General features: G+C 69.3%; 21 protein-coding genes. 8 read left to right on the forward strand and 13 right to left on the reverse strand.

Going from position 1 to position 17739, the window contains the following annotated elements; all coding sequences use genetic code 11:
* The first annotated feature begins 76 nt into the window (after positions 1-76).
* A complete protein-coding gene (locus PQV94_RS08250; protein WP_274285401.1) occupies positions 77-568 on the forward strand; it encodes an FBP domain-containing protein in 492 nt (163 codons plus the stop codon).
* Positions 569-574: 6 nt separating this feature from the next.
* Here PQV94_RS08250 and PQV94_RS08255 read toward each other — a convergent pair whose 3' ends face one another.
* Genes PQV94_RS08255 through PQV94_RS08265 form a run of 3 tightly spaced genes read right to left on the reverse strand, consistent with a single transcriptional unit; the run spans position 575 to position 2597 of the window.
* Positions 575-1078: a GNAT family N-acetyltransferase gene (locus PQV94_RS08255; protein WP_274285402.1), complete on the reverse strand. Its 504-nt coding sequence runs from the start codon at positions 1076-1078 to the stop codon at positions 575-577.
* A 17-nt stretch (positions 1079-1095) separates the two neighbouring features.
* Complete coding sequence (locus PQV94_RS08260) at positions 1096-1782, reverse strand: NUDIX hydrolase (protein ID WP_443192678.1); 687 nt, start codon at positions 1780-1782, stop codon at positions 1096-1098.
* A 20-nt stretch (positions 1783-1802) separates the two neighbouring features.
* Positions 1803-2597: an isocitrate lyase/PEP mutase family protein gene (locus tag PQV94_RS08265; RefSeq protein ID WP_274285403.1), complete on the reverse strand. Its 795-nt coding sequence runs from the start codon at positions 2595-2597 to the stop codon at positions 1803-1805.
* A gap of 159 nt (positions 2598-2756) precedes the next feature.
* On the opposite strand from PQV94_RS08265, the gene PQV94_RS08270 reads away from it, so the two are divergent.
* Together PQV94_RS08270 and msrA are read left to right on the forward strand one after the other, a co-directional pair.
* Complete coding sequence (locus PQV94_RS08270; protein WP_274285404.1) at positions 2757-4244, forward strand: MATE family efflux transporter; 1488 nt, start codon at positions 2757-2759, stop codon at positions 4242-4244.
* A 144-nt stretch (positions 4245-4388) separates the two neighbouring features.
* A complete protein-coding gene (gene msrA, locus PQV94_RS08275) occupies positions 4389-4940 on the forward strand; it encodes a peptide-methionine (S)-S-oxide reductase MsrA (protein WP_274285405.1) in 552 nt (183 codons plus the stop codon).
* A 61-nt stretch (positions 4941-5001) separates the two neighbouring features.
* Here msrA and PQV94_RS08280 read toward each other — a convergent pair whose 3' ends face one another.
* Positions 5002-5889, reverse strand: coding sequence for an aldo/keto reductase (locus PQV94_RS08280; protein WP_274285406.1), 888 nt, complete (start codon positions 5887-5889; stop codon positions 5002-5004).
* Positions 5890-6102: 213 nt separating this feature from the next.
* Between PQV94_RS08280 and PQV94_RS08285 the strand changes: the two genes are divergently transcribed.
* A complete protein-coding gene (locus PQV94_RS08285; protein ID WP_274285407.1) occupies positions 6103-6645 on the forward strand; it encodes a hypothetical protein in 543 nt (180 codons plus the stop codon).
* 7 nt (positions 6646-6652) lie between these two features.
* Here PQV94_RS08285 and PQV94_RS08290 read toward each other — a convergent pair whose 3' ends face one another.
* Both PQV94_RS08290 and PQV94_RS08295 read right to left on the reverse strand, forming a co-directional pair.
* On the reverse strand, positions 6653-7165 hold the full coding sequence (locus PQV94_RS08290; protein ID WP_274285408.1) for a glycine cleavage system protein R: 513 nt from the start codon (positions 7163-7165) through the stop codon (positions 6653-6655).
* 22 nt (positions 7166-7187) lie between these two features.
* Positions 7188-7694 (reverse strand): bifunctional nuclease family protein, encoded by a 507-nt coding sequence (locus PQV94_RS08295; protein ID WP_274285409.1) that lies wholly within the window; start codon positions 7692-7694, stop codon positions 7188-7190.
* 121 nt (positions 7695-7815) lie between these two features.
* Here PQV94_RS08295 and PQV94_RS08300 point away from each other — a divergent pair, with 121 nt between their 5' ends.
* On the forward strand, positions 7816-8847 hold the full coding sequence (locus PQV94_RS08300; RefSeq protein ID WP_274285410.1) for an LLM class flavin-dependent oxidoreductase: 1032 nt from the start codon (positions 7816-7818) through the stop codon (positions 8845-8847).
* Positions 8848-8952: 105 nt separating this feature from the next.
* On the opposite strand, the gene PQV94_RS08305 is transcribed toward PQV94_RS08300, so the two are convergent.
* Complete coding sequence (locus tag PQV94_RS08305; RefSeq protein WP_274285411.1) at positions 8953-9894, reverse strand: trypsin-like serine peptidase; 942 nt, start codon at positions 9892-9894, stop codon at positions 8953-8955.
* Positions 9895-10071: 177 nt separating this feature from the next.
* Entirely contained in the window at positions 10072-11790 is a 1719-nt protein-coding gene (locus PQV94_RS08310) for a hypothetical protein (protein WP_274285412.1), read from the reverse strand.
* Between the two features lie 145 nt (positions 11791-11935).
* Between PQV94_RS08310 and PQV94_RS08315 the strand changes: the two genes are divergently transcribed.
* Positions 11936-12592, forward strand: coding sequence for a dihydrofolate reductase family protein (locus PQV94_RS08315; protein WP_274285413.1), 657 nt, complete (start codon positions 11936-11938; stop codon positions 12590-12592).
* A gap of 9 nt (positions 12593-12601) precedes the next feature.
* Here the strand turns inward: PQV94_RS08315 and lipA are convergent, their stop codons facing one another.
* Together lipA and lipB are read right to left on the reverse strand one after the other, a co-directional pair.
* Positions 12602-13597, reverse strand: coding sequence for a lipoyl synthase (gene lipA, locus PQV94_RS08320; protein WP_274285414.1), 996 nt, complete (start codon positions 13595-13597; stop codon positions 12602-12604).
* Positions 13594-14232 (reverse strand): lipoyl(octanoyl) transferase LipB, encoded by a 639-nt coding sequence (lipB, locus tag PQV94_RS08325; protein ID WP_274285415.1) that lies wholly within the window; start codon positions 14230-14232, stop codon positions 13594-13596. Before lipB ends, lipA begins: the two co-directional genes overlap by 4 nt.
* Positions 14233-14315: 83 nt before the next feature.
* On the opposite strand from lipB, the gene PQV94_RS08330 reads away from it, so the two are divergent.
* Positions 14316-14756 (forward strand): GNAT family N-acetyltransferase, encoded by a 441-nt coding sequence (locus PQV94_RS08330; RefSeq protein WP_274285416.1) that lies wholly within the window; start codon positions 14316-14318, stop codon positions 14754-14756.
* 83 nt (positions 14757-14839) lie between these two features.
* Positions 14840-15418: a hypothetical protein gene (locus tag PQV94_RS08335; protein ID WP_274285417.1), complete on the forward strand. Its 579-nt coding sequence runs from the start codon at positions 14840-14842 to the stop codon at positions 15416-15418.
* A gap of 11 nt (positions 15419-15429) precedes the next feature.
* Here PQV94_RS08335 and PQV94_RS08340 read toward each other — a convergent pair whose 3' ends face one another.
* The 3 genes from PQV94_RS08340 to PQV94_RS08350 all read right to left on the reverse strand — a co-directional run bounded on the left by PQV94_RS08340 (position 15430) and on the right by PQV94_RS08350 (position 17720).
* Positions 15430-15990, reverse strand: coding sequence for an NYN domain-containing protein (locus tag PQV94_RS08340; protein ID WP_274285418.1), 561 nt, complete (start codon positions 15988-15990; stop codon positions 15430-15432).
* Between the two features lie 65 nt (positions 15991-16055).
* Positions 16056-17105, reverse strand: a complete 1050-nt coding sequence (locus PQV94_RS08345) for a zinc-dependent alcohol dehydrogenase family protein (protein WP_274285419.1) — start codon at positions 17103-17105, stop codon at positions 16056-16058.
* A gap of 9 nt (positions 17106-17114) precedes the next feature.
* Positions 17115-17720, reverse strand: a complete 606-nt coding sequence (locus PQV94_RS08350) for a YdeI/OmpD-associated family protein (RefSeq protein WP_274285420.1) — start codon at positions 17718-17720, stop codon at positions 17115-17117.
* Positions 17721-17739: the final 19 nt, after the last annotated feature.

The following is a 17739-nucleotide window of genomic DNA, read 5'->3' on the forward strand; positions in this document are numbered from 1 at the left end:
TGGCGGACTCCTCGCATCCGTCGACGACCGTCGACGTTCCCCGCCGCTTCGGCGGCACGCACACGAAAGCACTTTCATGATTCCGTTGGACGATGCCCGCATCCGGGCCAGTTTCGTCAATGCATCCCTGCGTGAACGCAGGGCCGTTCCGCTTCCGCCTGCTCCCGAGTCGCTGTCGCGGGACGGCCTCGACTACCTGGGCTGGCGCGATCCCAAGCAGCCCAAGCTCGGCTACGTGGTGGCCGAGGTGGATGGCACGCCCGTCGGGGTGATCCTACGAGAAGCCGATACCCGTCCGCGCTCGCGCGCGCAATGCGCCTGGTGCAACGACGTCGAGCTGCCGAACGACGTCGTGCTGTTCGTCGCACGTCGCGCCGGCGATGCCGGCCGACGCGGTAACACGGTGGGCACCCTCCTGTGCGCAGGCTTCGAGTGTTCGCGCAATGTACGCCGCCTGCCGCCCTCCGCGTACCTCGGCTTCGACCGCGAAGCGGCACGCGACAGGCGCATCGACGCTCTCCGCGACAATGTCACCGCGTTCCTGCGCGACGTGCGGGGCACCGGCTGAGGCGGATCAGCCCTCGCCGAGACGACGCAGCGCCTGGCCTGCGAGGCGCTGCGTCGTCCACTCGTCCATCGGCGCAGCGCCCAGAGAGCGGTAGAACGCGATCGCCGACTCGTTCCAGTCCAACACCGTCCATTCCAGACGCGTGTACCCACGATCGACGCACAGCGATGCCAGCGAACGGATCAACGCGCGGCCGAGTCCGGCCCCGCGCTCCGAATCGGCCACGAAGAGGTCTTCCAGCCAGATGCCGTGCCGCCCCGTCCAGGTGGAGTAGGTGAGGAACCAGATCGCGATTCCCACGATGTCGCCGGCACGTTCCACGACATGCGCGTACACCCGTGGCTCGGCTCCGAAGAGCGCTTCTGTGAGCGCGTCCTCGGTGTTCACGACCGCATCCGGTTCGTTCTCGTACCGCGCGAGATCGTGGATGCGGGCGAGGATCGCGGATTCGTCACCCGGGCGCGCGGCGCGCAACTGCGCGCCGCCGGGCAGGTCCAGAGGCAGAGGCATGCGACGAGTCTGGCGCATCACACCGGCAGGGCGAACTCCCGCGTCCGATCCCACGGCTCCGTCCAGCCGAGACGGTCGAAGACGGCGTCCAGAAGCAGCGCGGTGAAGCCCCAGACCAGGAACTCCCCCGAGACATCGTCCACGAGAAAGGCCGGTCCGCGCCATTCGCGTCCATCGCGCCGGACGACGGTGACGCCGCGGCGAGACGGGTCGAGCAGATCCGCGACCGGGGCACGGAACACCGCCGCCGACTCCGCGACATCCACCACGCCCACTGCCGAAGGCCTCTGCCACCAGGCCAGGACGGGAGTGACGACGTGTTGCGAGAACGCGAGCGGAACGGCGGGCAGTACTCCCAGAACCTCGACGCCGGCCGGGTCCAGGCCGGTCTCCTCCCGCGCCTCGCGCAGGGCCGCCGCCACCGGACCGTCGTCACCCGCTTCGAGGCGACCGCCGGGGAAGGCGACCTGACCGGGATGCGCACGCAGGGTCGCCGCGCGCGAGAGCAGCAGCACGTCGAGGTCGGCGGAGACCACATCCGCCGCTCCGCGCGTTGCGGGGAGCGCGTCGAGCACGCCGAACAGCATGAGCACCGCCGCTGCGCGATCGGTCGGCGCAGGCGCCGGAAGCTCCACCAACCGGAAGTCCTCCGCGTTGCGCGCCAGCTCTGCCAGCTCGGCGCGCGCCCCTCCTGCCCCGCTCACGTCGCTGATCGGCGAGCCGTTCAGTTCAGCGCACGAGTCGAGGCGGGGATGGAGCCGTCGGCGTAGAGGTCCTTGGCGACATCCTGGAAAGCGGTGAGCGCGACGCGTTGAGTGGTGGGTCCGTACGAGATGCGTGCCACGCCGAGCGCCTCGTACTCCGCCGCCGTCAGGGCGCCGGGAAGCCCGATGACGCTCACTCTGCGTTCTCCGATCCCTTCGACGAGGCGGCGCGTGACGTCGGCATCCAGGATGCCGGGGACGAAGACGACGTCGGCGCCGACGTCGAGGTACGCGCGTCCCCGCTCGATCGCGTCCGCGATGGACTCCTCGACCGGGCGCCCGCCCGCCCGCACGAAGGCATCGGTGCGGGCGTTGAGAGCGAACGGCACCCCCTCCGCATCCGCCGCTGCGGTGATCGCGGCCACCCGTGCGATTGCTTCGTCGATCGGCCGCAACCGGTCTTCGACATTCGCCCCGACCACTCCCACCCCGATCGCGCGACGGACGGTGTCTCCCGGATGCTCGTAGCCGTCATCGAGGTCGGCGCTGACGGGCACATCACCCGCGACGCGAACGATGCGCGAGACCATGTCGAGCGTCGTCTCCAGTGGGATCGTGCCGTCTTCGTAGCCGAAGCTCGCGGCGAGGGAATGACCCGCCGTGGCGAGCGCACGGGTCTCGGGCAAGGCCAGGACGGCTCGCGCCGAGACGACGTCCCACACGTTGACCACGCGCAGGATCTCGGAAGCGGCGTGCAGTTCGCGCAGCCGCGCCGCGCGCTCGGCGATGGTCAAGGACGATGCATCGGAGGTCATGCCCTCACGCTAGAGCACGTGTGTGACGACGGGACGGAGCCCCTCTCGTGCCGAATCCGTCCGAGCGAAATACTGGCGTGTTCTCGAATCGATTCGATACGCTGATGGATGCGGCCTGTCGGACCGCCATCCTCCCCGCACGATCTCGAGAGCTTTCGCATGTCCACCTCACTCACCACCGGCAGCCCCTGGCGAGTCATCCTCCTCTTCTCCGTTCCCCTGCTCGTCGGCAACGTCGTGCAACAGCTGTATCAGGTGGTCGACGCGATCGTGGTGGGAGGGGAGTTGGGCGTGGACGCGCTCGCTGCCGTGGGCGCGACGGGCAGCCTGCTCTTCCTGCTCATCGGGTTCGCGTGGGGTCTGACCTCCGGCTTCGCCATTCCCACGGCGCAGGCGTTCGGCGCAGGCGATCGAGCCGCCGTCCGGCGATCTGTCGCCACCGGCACGGTGCTGACGGCAGCGACCAGCGCCATCCTCACGGTCGGCGCGCCGCTCGTGTCGCGCCCGCTGCTCCAGATCCTGCAGACTCCCCCCGAGCTGCTCGACAACGCGACGGTCTTCGCCCAGGTCAGCTTTCTGGGAGCCGCGGCGACGATGTTCTTCAACTATCTCGCGGCCACGATCCGCGCCATCGGCGACGCACGCACCCCGCTCGTCTTCCTGACGGTGGCGTGCATCCTGAACGCGGGGCTCGTCGTGCTCACGGTGGGCCCGCTCGGGTGGGGCGTCGCGGGCGCGGCCATCGCCACGGTCGTCTCGCAGGCCGTGTCGGTCCTGCTGTGTCTCGCGTACGTGCGCCGACGCGTGCCGATCCTGCACCTGACCCGCGCGGACTGGCGGATCACCCGTGCCGACGTCGCCCTCCACCTGCGACTCGGGCTGCCGATGGGATTCCAGGCCTCCATCATCGCCATCGGCACCCTGGCGGTGCAGGTGCGTCTGAACGAGCTCGGCGCTGATGCGGTCGCCGCGTACACCGCCGCGGCGCGCGTCGACGGACTCGCCGTCGCGCTGCTGCAGTCCCTGGGACTGGCGGTGTCGATGTTCGTCGCGCAGAATTTCGGAGGCGGCCGCCCCGACCGCATCCGCGCCGGCGTGCGTCAGGCTTCCTGGCTCGCCATCGCCGGAGCCGTCGCGCTCGGTGGGCTGCTCATCGCCTTCGGCGCGCCCATCGTCCGCCTGTTCGTCGGAGACACCGCGCCCGAGGTCGTCGATCTCGCTGCGCTCAACCTGGTCATCAACGGCGCCAGTTACACGTTCCTCGGAATCCTCTTCGTCCTGCGCGGTGCGCTCCAGGGTCTGAGCCACACCGTCATCCCCACGGTCACAGGAGTGATCGAGCTCGGGATGCGGGTGGGCGCCGCGATCGCGCTCGGCGCCGCCTTCGGGTTCGCCGGGGTCGCTTTCAGCAATCCGCTCGCGTGGCTCGGAGCGATCATCGTGCTGATCCCGGCGTATGTGCGCGCGCACCGCCGCCTCGCCCACGACCCCATCTCCCGGGTGGACCACGTCTCTCCCGAGACGACGCCGATCCCGGTCGTCGGCCCGACGAGCGGATCCATGGTCGTCGACGCGATCGTCACGCGCCCCATCCCCATCGTCCCGACCCGCTCGCGCGGGCGACTGCTGCGCTCACGCCGCCGCTGACGCGGATCGGCGGTGCGGGACCAAAACCGCGACGTACGTTGTTGTATCCGTCGATGCCGCCGACCGGTGGCATCGATGACCGGCGGATCTACACTCGTGAAAGCCATCACGCGGCGACGATCCGTCCGACAAGGAGCAGCCAGCATGACCACCGACAACGGAACCATCACGCAGATCCCCGGCACCGAGACCGCCGTGCTCGCGGGCGGGTGCTTCTGGGGCATGGAAGACCTCATCCGTCGCCAGCCCGGCGTTCTCGACACGCGCGTGGGCTACACCGGAGGGCAGAACGATCACGCCACCTACCGCAACCACCCCGGTCACGCGGAGGCGGTCGAGGTCGTCTTCGACCCCAGGAAGACGACCTATCGCGACATCCTGGCGTTCTTCTTCCAGATCCATGACCCGTCGACCCTGAACCGACAGGGCAACGACATCGGTACGAGCTATCGCTCAGCCATCTTCCCGCTCACTGAGCAGCAGGAGCAGGTGGCCCGCGACACCATCGCGGATGTGGACGCATCGGGTCTCTGGCCGGGCAAGGCCGTCACCACGATCGAGCCGGCGGGTGCGTTCTGGGAGGCGGAGCCCGAGCACCAGGATTACCTCCAGCGCATCCCGAACGGCTACACCTGCCACTTCCCGCGCCAGGGATGGGTGCTCCCCCGCCGCGAGAACGCCACCGCGCAGTCCTGACACGAAAGGATGCGGCGAGCACGAGCCCGCCGCATCCTTTCCGGGTAGAACGTGGCGCCTGTCAGTTCAGGTCGTTCGGGTGCGTCCCGACACGGCCCGACCCGTCACCAGGATCGAGCGCCGTGATGGCCGAGACCTCGTCGTCGGAGAGCTCGAAGTCGAAGAGATTGAGGTTCTCCGCCATCCGCTCTCGATTGACCGTCTTCGGGAAGACGATGTTGCCCACCTGCAGGTGCCAGCGCAGCACGACCTGAGCGGGCGTCTTGTCGTGAGCGACCGCAGCTTCGTGGATCGCCGGCGTGCCGAACAAGTCGTACTTGCCCTGCCCCAGCGGTCCCCATGCCTCGACGTGCACGCCGTGCTGCTTCGCCCACGCGACGACCTCACGTTGCTGGTAAGCGGGATGCAGCTCGATCTGATTGACGGCGGGAAGCTTGCCGGTGGCCGCCACGAGGCGCTCGAGGTGCTCGACGAGGTGATTCGAGACGCCGATAGACCGGGCGAGCCCGGATTCGTTGAACGAGACCAGCTGCTCCCACGCATGCACGTAGTTGTCGTTCGCGGGCGCGGGCCAGTGCACGAGGTAGAGATCGACGTGATCGAGACCCAGCTTGGTCAGGCTCTCTTCGAGGGCCTGCTTCGGCTGCGAGCCGGCCTGTCGGTCGTTCCAGAGCTTCGTCGTGACGAACAGTTCGTCACGCGGAATGCCGCTGGCCGCGATGGCCCGCCCCACGCCCTCCTCGTTGCCGTAGATCGCTGCGGTGTCGATGTGGCGGTAGCCGAGCTCGAGAGCGTCGGAGACGAACCGCTCCGTCTGGGCGGGGTCGACCTTGAAGACCCCGTAGCCGAGCTGCGGGATGTCGTAACCGGAGTTGAGGGAGACCGACGGAATGCGCCCCGCGTTCTCCCGCTTCGCGTCGGCGCGATGATCTGCGTGATGTTCTGCCATGCATCCAGCGTACGAAGCCGACGATGAACGAGGGCCGGGGCTTGCGCGGTCAGGCGATCCGAGAGATATACCACGGCCGTCTTTTCAGAGGGTGATCGGGTCATCCCTTCACCGCCGGGCCGAGCGCGCGGCCCGTCCGCGTTGACGTCGCGGACGGTCGGGAGAATGATGGGAGGACCCGAACGCCGGTAGACATACCGAAGGAAGTCTCCTATGCCCGCGCCCCGACCGCTCGTGACCGCGATGGTCGCGTCGGCAGGTGCGCTCGTGCTCTCCTGTCTGAGCGCGTTCGCTCTCACCACCGTCGACGCCGAGACCTCGTCTCGTTCCGCCGGCGCACATCGCACGCTGCCCCCGATCGCGTTGAGCGCTCCCGCGTCGCTGGAAGCCGCAATCGGCACAGAGCCCACACCGGTCGAGCAGCCCCCGGCGCGTGACCAGCCCGCGCCTCCGTCATTCCGCAGCGGGCGGGAGCTCCCGCCGGCCATCGAACGGGTCCCGCAGCCCGTTCCTGCTCCGGCTCCGGCTCCGGCGCCGGAGCCATCGGCCAGCCCCGGGCCGAGCCCCGACCCCACCCCGTCGCCCACGGACGAGCCCACTCCGTCGCCCACTCCGACGACACCGCCCACCCCTGCTCCCCCCGCCGAAACGCCCGAGCAGCCGACGTCGAGCAACGGCGGCGGTAGCGCCGTCACCGCACCGGCAGCGGGCGTACTCGCTCCCGACGAGTCTTCCGCGAGAGACCAAGACGACTGATCGGCGGTCATCCGGTTCGGATGACCGATGCCTCCACCTGGATGTCCCCCGCGATCGACTCGAGCGCCGTGACGATCTCCTCGACGGGAGTCTGAAGCGGCACTGCGGCCACGATCTCTGCATGGAACAGGCGACCGCCCGACATCGCCGCATCCTGCGTCTGCGTCGTCATCCGCACGACAGTGACGCCACGCGCGCCCAGCGCGCTCGTGATCTCACGGACGATCCCGACCCGGTCGTTGCCCATCACGCGGACCGCGAGCTCGCTCCGCGGTGTCGCGAGCCGTCCCGGAGTGACGACCACGATGCTCGCCAGTCCCTCCAGTTGGCCCAGCGCCTCCCGCAGCTCGTCGACACGGGACGCAGCGACCTCGACCTGGATGACGCCGGCGAACGTGCCTGCCAGTTCCGCGAGCTCGCTGTTCTCCCAGTTGCCGCCGTGCGCGCTGATCACTTCGGCGACGCCCGACACGATGCCCGCGCGGTCGACGCCGACGACGGTGAGCACAAGGGTTGTCATGGCGCCAGCGTAGCCACCGCGCTCAGCGCTCGAAATCCTCCGGCTCGACGTCGTCGAGGAAGCTGCGGAACTCGGCGATGCGCGATTCCTCGTCCTGCGCCGCCCCCTCTTCCGGCGCCTCCGAAACGGTGTCGGGTATCCCCGCCACCGCGAGGACCTCATCGGCGACGTAGATCGGAGCGTCGGCGCGAGAGGCCAACGCGATGGCGTCCGACGGGCGCGCGTCCACGACGCGAACGCCGAGCGGGGTGTCGAGTGTGACCGCGGCATAGAACGTGCCCTCATCGATACGCGTCACCTCGACCCGCTCGACGCGCGCGGACAACTCCTCGACGATGGAGAGCATCAACTCATGTGCCAGCGGGCGCGGTGATGCGGCGCCCTGCACGGCCACGAGGATCGCGGTCGCCTCCTGGGCGCCGATCCAGACCGGGAGGATCCTGTCCCATGGACGCGCCACCGGCTTCAGCAGGATCACGTGCTCCTGCGCAGGATCCAGCGCCACCCCCAGGATGCGGACGCGAACCATGACACCTCCCGGTCGTCGATGTGCTGCCATGCTACGCACGGCCCCGCAGGGCAAGGGCCGACGCGAAGAGCAAAGATCGATTCATCGGAATGCTTTCTTGCTCCGTATCGTTGCACCGGTCATGGAACGTTTCGGAACACTGTCCTTCGGGCACTACGGCCCTCTCGGCGGCGGCCGCATCCTCACGGCGCGCGACTCGATGCTCCAGGCGATCGACCTCGCTGTGGGAATGGACGAGCTCGGCGTCGACGGCGTCTACTTCCGGGTCCACCACTTCGCGCGACAGCAGGCATCACCCATGCCTCTGCTCGCCGCGATCGCCGCGCGTACCTCCCGCATCGAGATGGGCACCGGCGTCATCGACATGCGCTATGAGAACCCCCTCTACTTGGCCGAGGAGGCGGCGGCGGTCGATCTGATCAGCGACGGCCGACTGGCCCTGGGCGTCAGCCGCGGGTCACCCGAGTCCGTGGTGCGCGGCTACGAGACCTTCGGTTACACGGGCTCCGAAGACCCGCGAGGCGCCGACATCGCACGTGGCCACTTCGAGCTGTTCCTGCGCGCGATCGACGGCGAGCCGCTCGCCGAGCGCGACCCGAACAGCCCTTTCGGCGGCGGGACCGGCATGCAGGCCATCGAGCCGCAGTCGCCCGGGCTCCGCTCCCGGGTGTGGTGGGGTGCCGGTAACCGTGACACCGCCGAGTGGGCGGGACGCGTCGGCGTGAACCTCATGTCGTCGACGCTGCTCACCGAGGCCGACGGGAGGCCCTTCGATCTCCTGCAGGCCCAGCAGATCGATGCGTTCCGCGCCGCCTGGCGCGAGGCAGGGCACGCGGGGACGCCCCGCGTCTCGGTCAGCCGCAGCATCTTCCCGATCACGACGGCTGAGGACGCCATGTACTTCGGCGGTTCGCAGGGCGGCGATCAGATCGGCATCATCGACGGCATGCGCTCGACCTTCGGCAAGACGTACGCGGCGGAACCCGATGTGCTCGTCGAGCAGCTGCTCCAGGATGCGGCCATCCAGTCCGCCGACACGCTGATGCTCACCATCCCCAGTCAGCTGGGCGTCGAGTTCAACCTGCGCGTCGTCGAGTCGTTCGCCAAGTACGTCGCTCCCGCCCTCGGCTGGAAGGCGCCGGTCTCCGCGTGACAGCGGTGGCGCCCGCCTGCTGATCAACGTCGAGTGAGCACCCGATTGCCGAGTGAGCACGCGATTGCATGCTCGCTCGGCAATCGGGTGCTCGCTCGGCACGGGTCATGACGACGCCTGTGCGGCTGCGGCGTAGGCGGCCTCCTCGTTGTCCTGCCAGATAGGCCCGAGCACGTGCGAGGAGTCGTAGTACCGCGCATCCTCGTTCGCGTACTGCGTTCCGTCGGAGCTGTCTCCCGCGAATATCGGACCGCCCGAGACGCCGCCGTTCATATCGCACGGCAGATCGATCTGCTGGGGGCCGTACTCCTGGAAGACGCCGCTGCATTCCTGCAGCGATTGACCGTCGAAGCGACCCTCGGCCGGGTATCCGAAGACGCTGCCCTCCTGCACGAGCGACTGGTTGAAGGCCACGGGAGAGGCACCGACGACACTCTGGATGTCGGCACCGTCGTCGTCGTGGGCGACCACGAGAAACCCGGTGTCGTCCGCCAGGTCGGTGTTGTCCTGCGTGTACCCGCCCGCGATCTCACCGCCCACGACCGGCCACTCGCCGTACGGCGCATCACCGTCCTCGTAGCCTGGCACGAAGACCGCGTCCCGGGAGAAGTTGCCGTCTGCGGTCATGCAGTGCGCGGCGGTGGCCACCGTCGACCGGTTCGACGACTCCACCACATTCGCGCTGCACGCGTAGCCGTTGCCGTTGAGCGTGTAGAAGACCCGGCCGATGTGCGAGACCGCGGGTTCCTGCCGAGCGACCGACAGGGCCGTCGCGTTCGCAGACGGCACCGAAGCGTCACTGGTCGTCCCGATAGGTTCCGGATCCCCCTCACCGCTGCGGGCGACGGCCTCCCTCATCCGCTCGGGGGTCCAGAAGTCGCGGAGCTCCTGCGCGTCGCGAGCGACCTGCGGGGCGAAGGGCGTCGGCACAGACACCTCGATCGGGGCGGGGTGATCCGAGCGCGACAGGTGCGCGGGGTTCGCCGCGCCCAGAGCCGCGGTGAGCAGCGCGACGGCGAGGGCTGCGTGGGAGGACGAAGAGAGCATGACGACCTTTCGCTTCGGTGGCACCAGGATGAGCTTCTTCACCAGACAGTCGTCTGATGAACTGACGCTAGTCCGGGGACGCAGATGTGCGCGCTGACCATTCGTGATGAATCGGCCCAAGGCGTCCGGATGCAGCCAGCCGCCTTCGGCGATGAGTCCCGGAGGCCTCAGCCGCTTTCAGCGCGCGGTCGGCAGTACCGAGTCCAGCACGACTTCGTCGCCCTGCTGGCTGATGGCGAACCCTGTGGCCCTTGCACCCAGTCCTGCCTGGCGCTCATCGGCTGCAGCGAGAGCTCCCCGCGAGGAGACGCGAACGCGCACGCGGCCGTCCGGCATGACGGCGATCGCGACGGCGGCGACCCGTGCCGTCGAGTGCTTCACCGCGTTGACGAGCGCCTCGTTGACTGCTTCGACCGCACGCTCCGCCGTCGCGGGATCGTGCAGGGCGACGGCTGCATCCGCGTCGACGTCGAGCGTCGTCGTGACGACGCCGCTCCAGGCGGACAGAAGGCTCTCGACGGATCCGGCGAAGCCTGACTGAGGGGCGCCGTCCGGACTCGGGTCAGGATCGAGGATGGCCGCGAAGGCGTCCTCGGTCTGCGCGCGGAACACGGCCAGGTCTTCGACCGTCGGGGGCTCATCGTCGGCCTGCGCGGCGAGGATCACGCACCTGCCCTGCACACGACCGTGAAGCAGACTCGCCGCGCGTGCCGACTGCTCGCTCGCTTGCTCCCGCATCGCCACGACCCGCTGCGCCACACGGGCCAGCACGCGGGCGGAGCGATGCTCGGCCTGGCGTACCCGGCGCATCGCGTCGACGCACAACGACAAGGCCACCGCGGCTGCGGGAATCGCGATCACGCCCACCACACTGAGCATGTTCAGACCCGGCAGGAGCGCGTACGTCAGGAGCGCGACAACGATTCCGGCCAGCAACCAGATCACGACGAATGCGGTCGGTCGCACAGAGCCGGGCGTCGCACCGCGCAGGCGACGTGCACGCGTCGCGGCCCCCGCCGCGATGTCGGCGAGGAAGACGCCGAGGTAGCCCAGCCCGACGAGGGCGGGCGCCCCCGCGGTGAGCGCGAACGGCAACGAGGCCAGGTTGTAGACGACCGCGACGGCGAGCCAGGGCGTGGGGATCAGAACCAGCGGCAGGCGACCCGTCGTGCCGGTGTGCCCGGTCGCGGTGGGCGCAACGGCGGGGTGAGCGTCGTTCTCGACGAGTTCAGCGAAACGGTGACTCTGCTCCCGCACCTGCGCGGCGTAGGCTCGCACGGTGTCGAAGTCGACGCGTCCTGCCAGCATCGCGTCTCGGCCGGAACGCAACTGAGCCACCGCCTTCTCCAGGAGCTGCCGCGTCCGCGTCACGCGTTCCTGCGTGGCGTCCAGTCGCTCCCGCATGAGCTGCAGCGCGTCGGCCAGCCGCTGGGCGACGAGACGGCGTCGCGCGAATTGGTCGGTCGCGACGCCGACGACGCCGAAGACCACGAGAGTCGTGACGAGGTTGGTCAGGGTTCGCGGGCCCCATGCGCCCGCCGTCGACGTGTGCCACAGCAGCAGGCTCACGGCGTTGTTGACGGGCGCGCGCACGAGGGCGGCGATGACGAGCGCGCCGACGACGACGATCGCGCGAGCCCTCGGCCCCCGGATTCGCCGCTCTGCGGCTGCCGCGGGCAACACGATGATCGCAAGCACCAGCCAGCCGAGGGCGCCGACGAGCACCGCCGCGGCGTAGCCCTCCAACGTCGCGTCGGCCACGGTCGGAACGCTGACCGTGCTGGCGACGACAAAGGACAGGAGAGCGCTCCACCGCGTCAGGAAGGCGCCTCCGGTGACCGCATCCGCCCACGCTCGGAGGGCACGGCGGACCCCTCCGCGCACCCGACGCACCATGCCGAACCCCCTCCGGCGCACGCGCGTCGCCGGAATCATCGTGCCGTGCATCCGCGCGACCGGCAAGCGCGCGCCCACCCGCCACCCGCGAGCACCTCACTGCGCGGGATATTGACACCCGCCCCGTTCGGTCGGATCCTCGAGTGTGACCCGCGTGCGCCTCGACCTCAACATCTCGCTGGACGGCTTCGCCACCACGACCGACCAGACGCCGGAGAACCCGTTCGGAGACGACTGGGGGCGCCTCACCGCGGCCTACGTCGCGACCCGGACCTTCCGACGCCGCGTGCTCCACGACGAGAGTGGATCGGGAACGACAGGTGTCGACGACGCGTATGCCGCCCGATACTTCGAGGGCGTCGGAGCCGAGATCATGGGAGCCGGGATGTTCGGGCTGCATCTGCACGGCGACGACCCCCAGTGGCGCGGATGGTGGGAGGACGAGCCTCCCTTCGAGGTGCCCGTCTTCGTTCTCACGCACCGTGAGCGCCCGACGATCGAGATGGCCAACGGCACCGTCTTCCATTTCGTGCAGGGACCCGCCGCTGCGGTTCTCGCACGGGCGATCGACGCGGCGGGCGGCGCGGACGTGCGAATCGGCGGGGGCGCGAGCACCGCGCGGGAGTTCCTGCGCGAAGGACTCGTCGACGACCTGCACGTGGGCATCTCCCCCGTCATCCTGGGTGACGGCATCCGGCTCTGGGACGACCTGCGCGGGTGGGAGCGGGATTACGAAGCCACCAGCGAGGCGGCGCCGGACGGTGTGATGCACCTGACGTTCCGGCGCCGCCCGCGCGACTGACTCGTCACGTCATACCGCCTGTGCGAAACCACCGCCATCCGCGTCGATGCCCTCGACCAGGTGTGCGAGCTCGGACGGAATCGCGCGGCCGTGAGCACGCATCGACTGGGCCCACAGACGGCCCGCACGGTACGACGAACGCACCAGAGGCCCGGCGAGCACGCCGAGAAAGCCCATCCGCTCCGCTTCCTGTTTGATCGCGACGAACTCGTCCGGCTTCAGCCATCGGGCAACGGGCAGGTGGCGCGGGGTCGGTCGGAGGTACTGCGTGATCGTGACGATGTCGGTGCCGGCCTCGCGGAGGTCTCGTAACGCCTGCACCACCTCGTCGGGTTCCTCCCCCATCCCCAGGATCAGATTCGACTTGGTGATCAGGCCCGCGGCGCGCGCCCTCGCGAGCACGCTCAGAGAGCGCTCGTAGCGGAACGCGGGCCGGATGCGGGTGAACAGTCGCGGCACCGTCTCGACGTTGTGCGCGAACACCTCGGGACGCGAGGCGAAGACCTCGTCCAGCAGGTCCGGATTCCCCGAGAAGTCGGTGGCGAGGATCTCCACCCCGGTGCCCGGATTGGTCGCGTGGATGCGGCGCACGGTCTCTGCATGAAGCCACGCACCCTCATCCGGCAGGTCGTCGCGGGCCACTCCCGTGACCGTCGCATACCGCAGCCGCATCCGTCGCACGCTCTCCGCGACGCGGCGCGGCTCGTCCGTGTCGTAGTCGGCGGGCTTGCCGGTGTCGATCTGGCAGAAGTCGCAGCGCCTGGTGCATTGTGCGCCCCCGATGAGGAAGGTCGCCTCGCGATCCTCCCAGCATTCGTAGATGTTCGGGCAGCCCGCCTCTTGGCAGACGGTGTGCAGGTCCTCCGTGCGGACGAGGTCACGCAGGGCGGTGTACTCGGGGCCGGTGCGGGCCGTGGTCTTGATCCACTCGGGCTTGCGCTCGATGGGTGTCTGGGCGTTGCGCACCTCGAGCCGGAGCAGCCGCCGTCCTTCCGGGGCGCTCATGCCGTCACTTCCGCGTACTCGTGCCGGAACAGGTCGGAGACGGTCGCCGCGAGCGCGCTCGGCGAGATCTGCCGACCGGCGGCGGCGCTGAGGGTCGTGACGCCGGCATCCGTGATCCCGCAGGGAACGATGCGGCGAAACGGCGCGAGCGAGTTGTCGCAGTTGACCGCGAAGCCGTGCATGGTCACGCCGCGCTCGACGCGCACACCGATCGCCGCCACCTTGTCCGCCCCTGCTTCGCCCTCCACCCAGACGCCGCTGCGGCCCGGCACCTGGTGGGCCTCGACGCCGTGCTGCGCAACGGCCGCGATCAGCACACGCTCGAGGCGACGCACGTGCCCCACGACGTCCATCGGGTCCGGCAGTCTGACGATCGGATACCCCACGAGTTGTCCGGGCCCGTGCCACGTGATGCGGCCGCCGCGGTCGACGTCGAGAACCGGGGTGCCATCGACAGGTCGCTCGGCGGGCGTCGTTCGCGTACCCGCCGTGTAGACCGCCTGATGTTCCAGCAGCAGCAGCGTGTCGCCCCGCGCGCCCGCGACCACCTCGGCGTGCAGTCTCTTCTGCAGCGCCCACGCGCGCTCGTAAGGCACGAAGGCGGGCGCGAAGCCCACCGTCACCACGTCCAGCATCCCGACTCCCTCTTTTTTGGCCTCAGTACAACAATAGGACAGATGATGCGACCCTCGATGTCCATCGGCCCTAGGCTGGTCGGATGCTGGAGATCATCGCCGTCCGTCCTGAAGACCACGCCGTCTGGCTCCAGCTCTGGCAGGGATACCTGGAGTTCTACGAAACGGAGCTCACGGAGGAAGTGACGCAGTACACCTTCGATCGGATCGTGGATCCCGCACCCGGGCTCTATGGCGCGATCGCCTGGGAAGGTGGGCGCCCGGTCGGACTCGTGCATTGGCTGACGCACCTGGCGACGTGGTCGCGAGGCGACTACTGCTACCTCGAAGACCTGTTCGTCTCCCCCGACGCACGCGGGTCCGGCGCGGGTCGGTCGCTCATCGGCCACGTCAGCGATTGGGCGAAGGATGCCGGCTGCACCAAGGTCTATTGGCTGACCGCGGAGACGAACACGCGTGCACGGGCGCTCTACGACCAGGTCGCCACCCGCAGCGGTTTCATCCACTACCAGCTGACACTCTGAGCGAGGACGCGGTCTCCACAGGCTCCCGCGACCGCACCCTCCGCTCTGTCATCCTGTTGCGGGAACGAGCAGTAGGGGGCGTTATGGCGAATGAATCGTTTGCCCGGGTCATCATTGCGACGGACGACGTCGGCGACGAACTCGACAGGTACATCCGCGCAACGCCGCGCGACGGCTACGGCATCCTCCACGACCCGATCCGCCGGGAGGGAACGGGCGCGGTCGCGCGTTTCGCGGGATTCGCCACCGGGCGCTGGGCGTACGAGACGAATCTGCGCGGGTTCTTCGGCGACCCCACCGGTTGGCACGTGGGCGAGGATGACCGGGCAGCGTGGCAGGAGGTTCTCGCCTCGCTGCGCCGGACGAAGGGGCGCATCCGATTCGAGATCGTCGACTCCGAAGAGGCAACGGCATGGCTGGCCCGGCAGACTGCCGAGATGCGGCTGAACTGGCGCTCAGCGCCGACGATCCGCATGACGACGCACTCCTCGGACGAACTGTCGTGGCCGGTCTTCGCGCACGCACTCGGGCTGGATGCCGATGTCGTCGACGAAGATCTCGAGTTCGAGGCAGTCGGCTACGTTCGCGAGCACGCGATCGCGACCGGCGAGCTGCCGACTCGCGACGAGTTGATCGCCTGGGCGCGCACGTCGGGCGCATAGCCCACACGTTCTCAGCGCAGGAACTGAGTGGGGTCGAACTCTTCGATCGGGATGACGCGGATGCGGGGCAAGGGCGCATCGAACGCGTGAGCGTCGTACTCGATGTCGAAGAAGGTGACTCCGCCCAGCGCCGCATAGCCGGTGTTGCGGAACTCGTTGAACGCGAGCACCCCGACCCGCCGCTCACCGTCGGCGAGCGGGGCGAGATCCTCCACGAAGTCGCCGTCATGGCTGACGAGGACGACGTCGTCGTCGCGCTCGCGGAGCGCGCGCAGGGTGCGCTGGATGGCGATGTCGACGACCTTCGCATCGGCCGGGCCCGACAGCGGCACCGGCTCGTAGCCGAGCGCCGTCAGGGCCTGGACGAAGGTCATCGGAAGATTCGTGGATGCGTTCAGGAAGAACAGCCCGCGCGCATGGCCGCCCCAGGTGCGCTCGACGAAGGCGAGCAGGCGGTCCCAGCGCGGACGCTCGTCCGGCTGCGGGCGGCGGCCCAGGATGGAGCCGCCCAGTGTCGCGTCGATGTTCTCCCCGTCGACGAGAAGCCAGGTCGTCGCCTGTGCCTGTGTCATCTTCTCGTCTCCCGTCGCCACCGACTCGCTCACCCCTTCGCCCGCAGGGCGCACCACGCGTCGACTCACGGACGCAGCAGGACCTTCGTCGCGCGGCGCTCGTCCATCGCCGCGTATGCCTCAGCGGCGTCGCGGAGCGGAAGCTCGAGATCGAAGACGAGGCCCGGGCGGATCGCGCCGGATCGCACATCCGGGAGCAGCTCCTCGATGTAGCCGCGCACCGGCGCCACACCGCCGTTGACGCCGACGTTCGAGCCGAACATGGTGCGCACGGGAAGCTCCGGTCCGCCGTTCGGGACACCGACGTAGCCGACCATTCCGCCCGGCCGCGTCGAGCGCAGCGCCTGGTCCATGGACTCCTTCGTGCCGACGCACTCGAGAACGCGATCCGCCCCGATTCCGCCGGTGAGCTCGCGCACCTTCGCGATGCCCTCCTCGCCGCGCTCAGCGACGATGTGCGTTGCGCCGAACTCCCGCGCGAGAGCCTGCCGTTCGGGGTGACGTGACATCGCGATGATCGTGGTGGCGCCCAGTCGCTTCGCGGCGATGACGGCGCACAGGCCGACCGCCCCGTCGCCGACGACGGCCACGCTGTCACCGGGGCGCACTCCCGCAGAGACCGCGGCGTGGTGTCCCGTGCCCATGACATCGCTCAGCGTCAGAAGCCCGGGGATCTCCTCCGGCTCGACGGGACCCGGAACCACGGCGAGGGTGCCGTCGGCGAGGGGCACACGCACGAACTCGCCCTGACCGCCGTCGGCGAAGCCGTCCTCGCGCACGTCGCTGCCCCACCATCCGCCGTTCAGGCACGAGGTGCTCACGCCGTTGCGGCAGTTCGCGCACGTGCCGTCGCACACGTAGAACGGCGCGATGACGAAGTCGCCGGCACGGACGTTCTCGACGTCGTCGCCGACCTCCTCCACGACACCGACGAACTCGTGGCCGATGCGGTGCGGGTGCTCCGTCGGCGTCACCCCGCGGTAGGGCCACAGATCCGAGCCGCACACGCACGCGGCGACGACGCGGACGATCGCGTCGCGTCCGGTCGAGAGCTGCGGACGCGGGACCTCTTCGACGCGGATGTCACGGGCGGCGTGGATGACGGTTGCGAGCATGATCCGAGCCTACGTGAGCCGGGGGCCGCGCGGCTCACCGAGCGGATGCGGGGTCTTTCCCTCGGCGAGCATCGCGACGAGCCGGGCGATGCGCCCCGCTCTCGCCGACGGCGTGGCCGTCGCGATGCGGTGCAGCACCGCGTACCGACTCGTCGCGTCGAGACGCTCGAAGAGCGCCGCCGCGGCAGGCTCCGCCGCGAGGGCGACGCGGAGGTCATCGGGCACCTCGATCGTGGCCGAGCCTGCGTAGGCACGGTCCCATCGCCCGTCGGCTTTCGCGCGATCGATCTCGGCCTGCCCCCGCGGACGCATCCGGCCCTGTTCGATCAGAGCGGCGACCAGAGTCAGATTGCGCTGAGACCACAGCGAGGCGCGGCGTCTCGGCGTATAGCGCTGGAGGAACGTCGCCTCATCGCGCCCTCGCTTCTGGCCATCGATCCAGCCGCTGCACAGCGCCTCCTCGAGCGCACTGTCATAGGTGAGGGTCGTGGGCACGGTCGTGCCCTTCTTTGCGAGAACGAGCCACACTCCCTCATCGTCCTGCTCGTGCGCGTCGAGCCAGGCGCGCCAGGCGGCGACATCGGCGACGATCAGCGGGTTGTCGGTCGTGTGCACGGACTCATCCTCTCGTTCG

It is taken from the genome of Microbacterium sp. Clip185 (genome assembly GCF_028743715.1).
In the GTDB taxonomy this organism is placed as follows: domain Bacteria; phylum Actinomycetota; class Actinomycetes; order Actinomycetales; family Microbacteriaceae; genus Microbacterium.

Excerpts from the sequence above, each read along its gene's own strand:
- PQV94_RS08280 (WP_274285406.1), bottom strand. The coding sequence starts at position 5,889 with ATGGCAGAACATCACGCAGATCATCGCGCCGACGCGAAGCGGGAGAAC.
- PQV94_RS08345 (WP_274285419.1), bottom strand. The coding sequence starts at position 17,105 with ATGCTCGCAACCGTCATCCACGCCGCCCGTGACATCCGCGTCGAAGAG.
- PQV94_RS08270 (WP_274285404.1), top strand. The coding sequence starts at position 2,757 with ATGTCCACCTCACTCACCACCGGCAGCCCCTGGCGAGTCATCCTCCTC.
- PQV94_RS08330 (WP_274285416.1), top strand. The coding sequence starts at position 14,316 with ATGCTGGAGATCATCGCCGTCCGTCCTGAAGACCACGCCGTCTGGCTC.
- PQV94_RS08300 (WP_274285410.1), top strand. The coding sequence starts at position 7,816 with ATGGAACGTTTCGGAACACTGTCCTTCGGGCACTACGGCCCTCTCGGC.
- PQV94_RS08250 (WP_274285401.1), top strand. The coding sequence starts at position 77 with ATGATTCCGTTGGACGATGCCCGCATCCGGGCCAGTTTCGTCAATGCA.
- PQV94_RS08305 (WP_274285411.1), bottom strand. The coding sequence starts at position 9,894 with ATGCTCTCTTCGTCCTCCCACGCAGCCCTCGCCGTCGCGCTGCTCACC.
- msrA (WP_274285405.1), top strand. The coding sequence starts at position 4,389 with ATGACCACCGACAACGGAACCATCACGCAGATCCCCGGCACCGAGACC.
- lipB (WP_274285415.1), bottom strand. The coding sequence starts at position 14,232 with ATGCTGGACGTGGTGACGGTGGGCTTCGCGCCCGCCTTCGTGCCTTAC.
- PQV94_RS08265 (WP_274285403.1), bottom strand. The coding sequence starts at position 2,597 with ATGACCTCCGATGCATCGTCCTTGACCATCGCCGAGCGCGCGGCGCGG.
- PQV94_RS08335 (WP_274285417.1), top strand. The coding sequence starts at position 14,840 with ATGGCGAATGAATCGTTTGCCCGGGTCATCATTGCGACGGACGACGTC.
- PQV94_RS08255 (WP_274285402.1), bottom strand. The coding sequence starts at position 1,078 with ATGCCTCTGCCTCTGGACCTGCCCGGCGGCGCGCAGTTGCGCGCCGCG.
- PQV94_RS08340 (WP_274285418.1), bottom strand. The coding sequence starts at position 15,990 with ATGACACAGGCACAGGCGACGACCTGGCTTCTCGTCGACGGGGAGAAC.
- PQV94_RS08310 (WP_274285412.1), bottom strand. The coding sequence starts at position 11,790 with ATGGTGCGTCGGGTGCGCGGAGGGGTCCGCCGTGCCCTCCGAGCGTGG.
- PQV94_RS08285 (WP_274285407.1), top strand. The coding sequence starts at position 6,103 with ATGCCCGCGCCCCGACCGCTCGTGACCGCGATGGTCGCGTCGGCAGGT.
- PQV94_RS08295 (WP_274285409.1), bottom strand. The coding sequence starts at position 7,694 with ATGGTTCGCGTCCGCATCCTGGGGGTGGCGCTGGATCCTGCGCAGGAG.
- lipA (WP_274285414.1), bottom strand. The coding sequence starts at position 13,597 with ATGAGCGCCCCGGAAGGACGGCGGCTGCTCCGGCTCGAGGTGCGCAAC.
- PQV94_RS08290 (WP_274285408.1), bottom strand. The coding sequence starts at position 7,165 with ATGACAACCCTTGTGCTCACCGTCGTCGGCGTCGACCGCGCGGGCATC.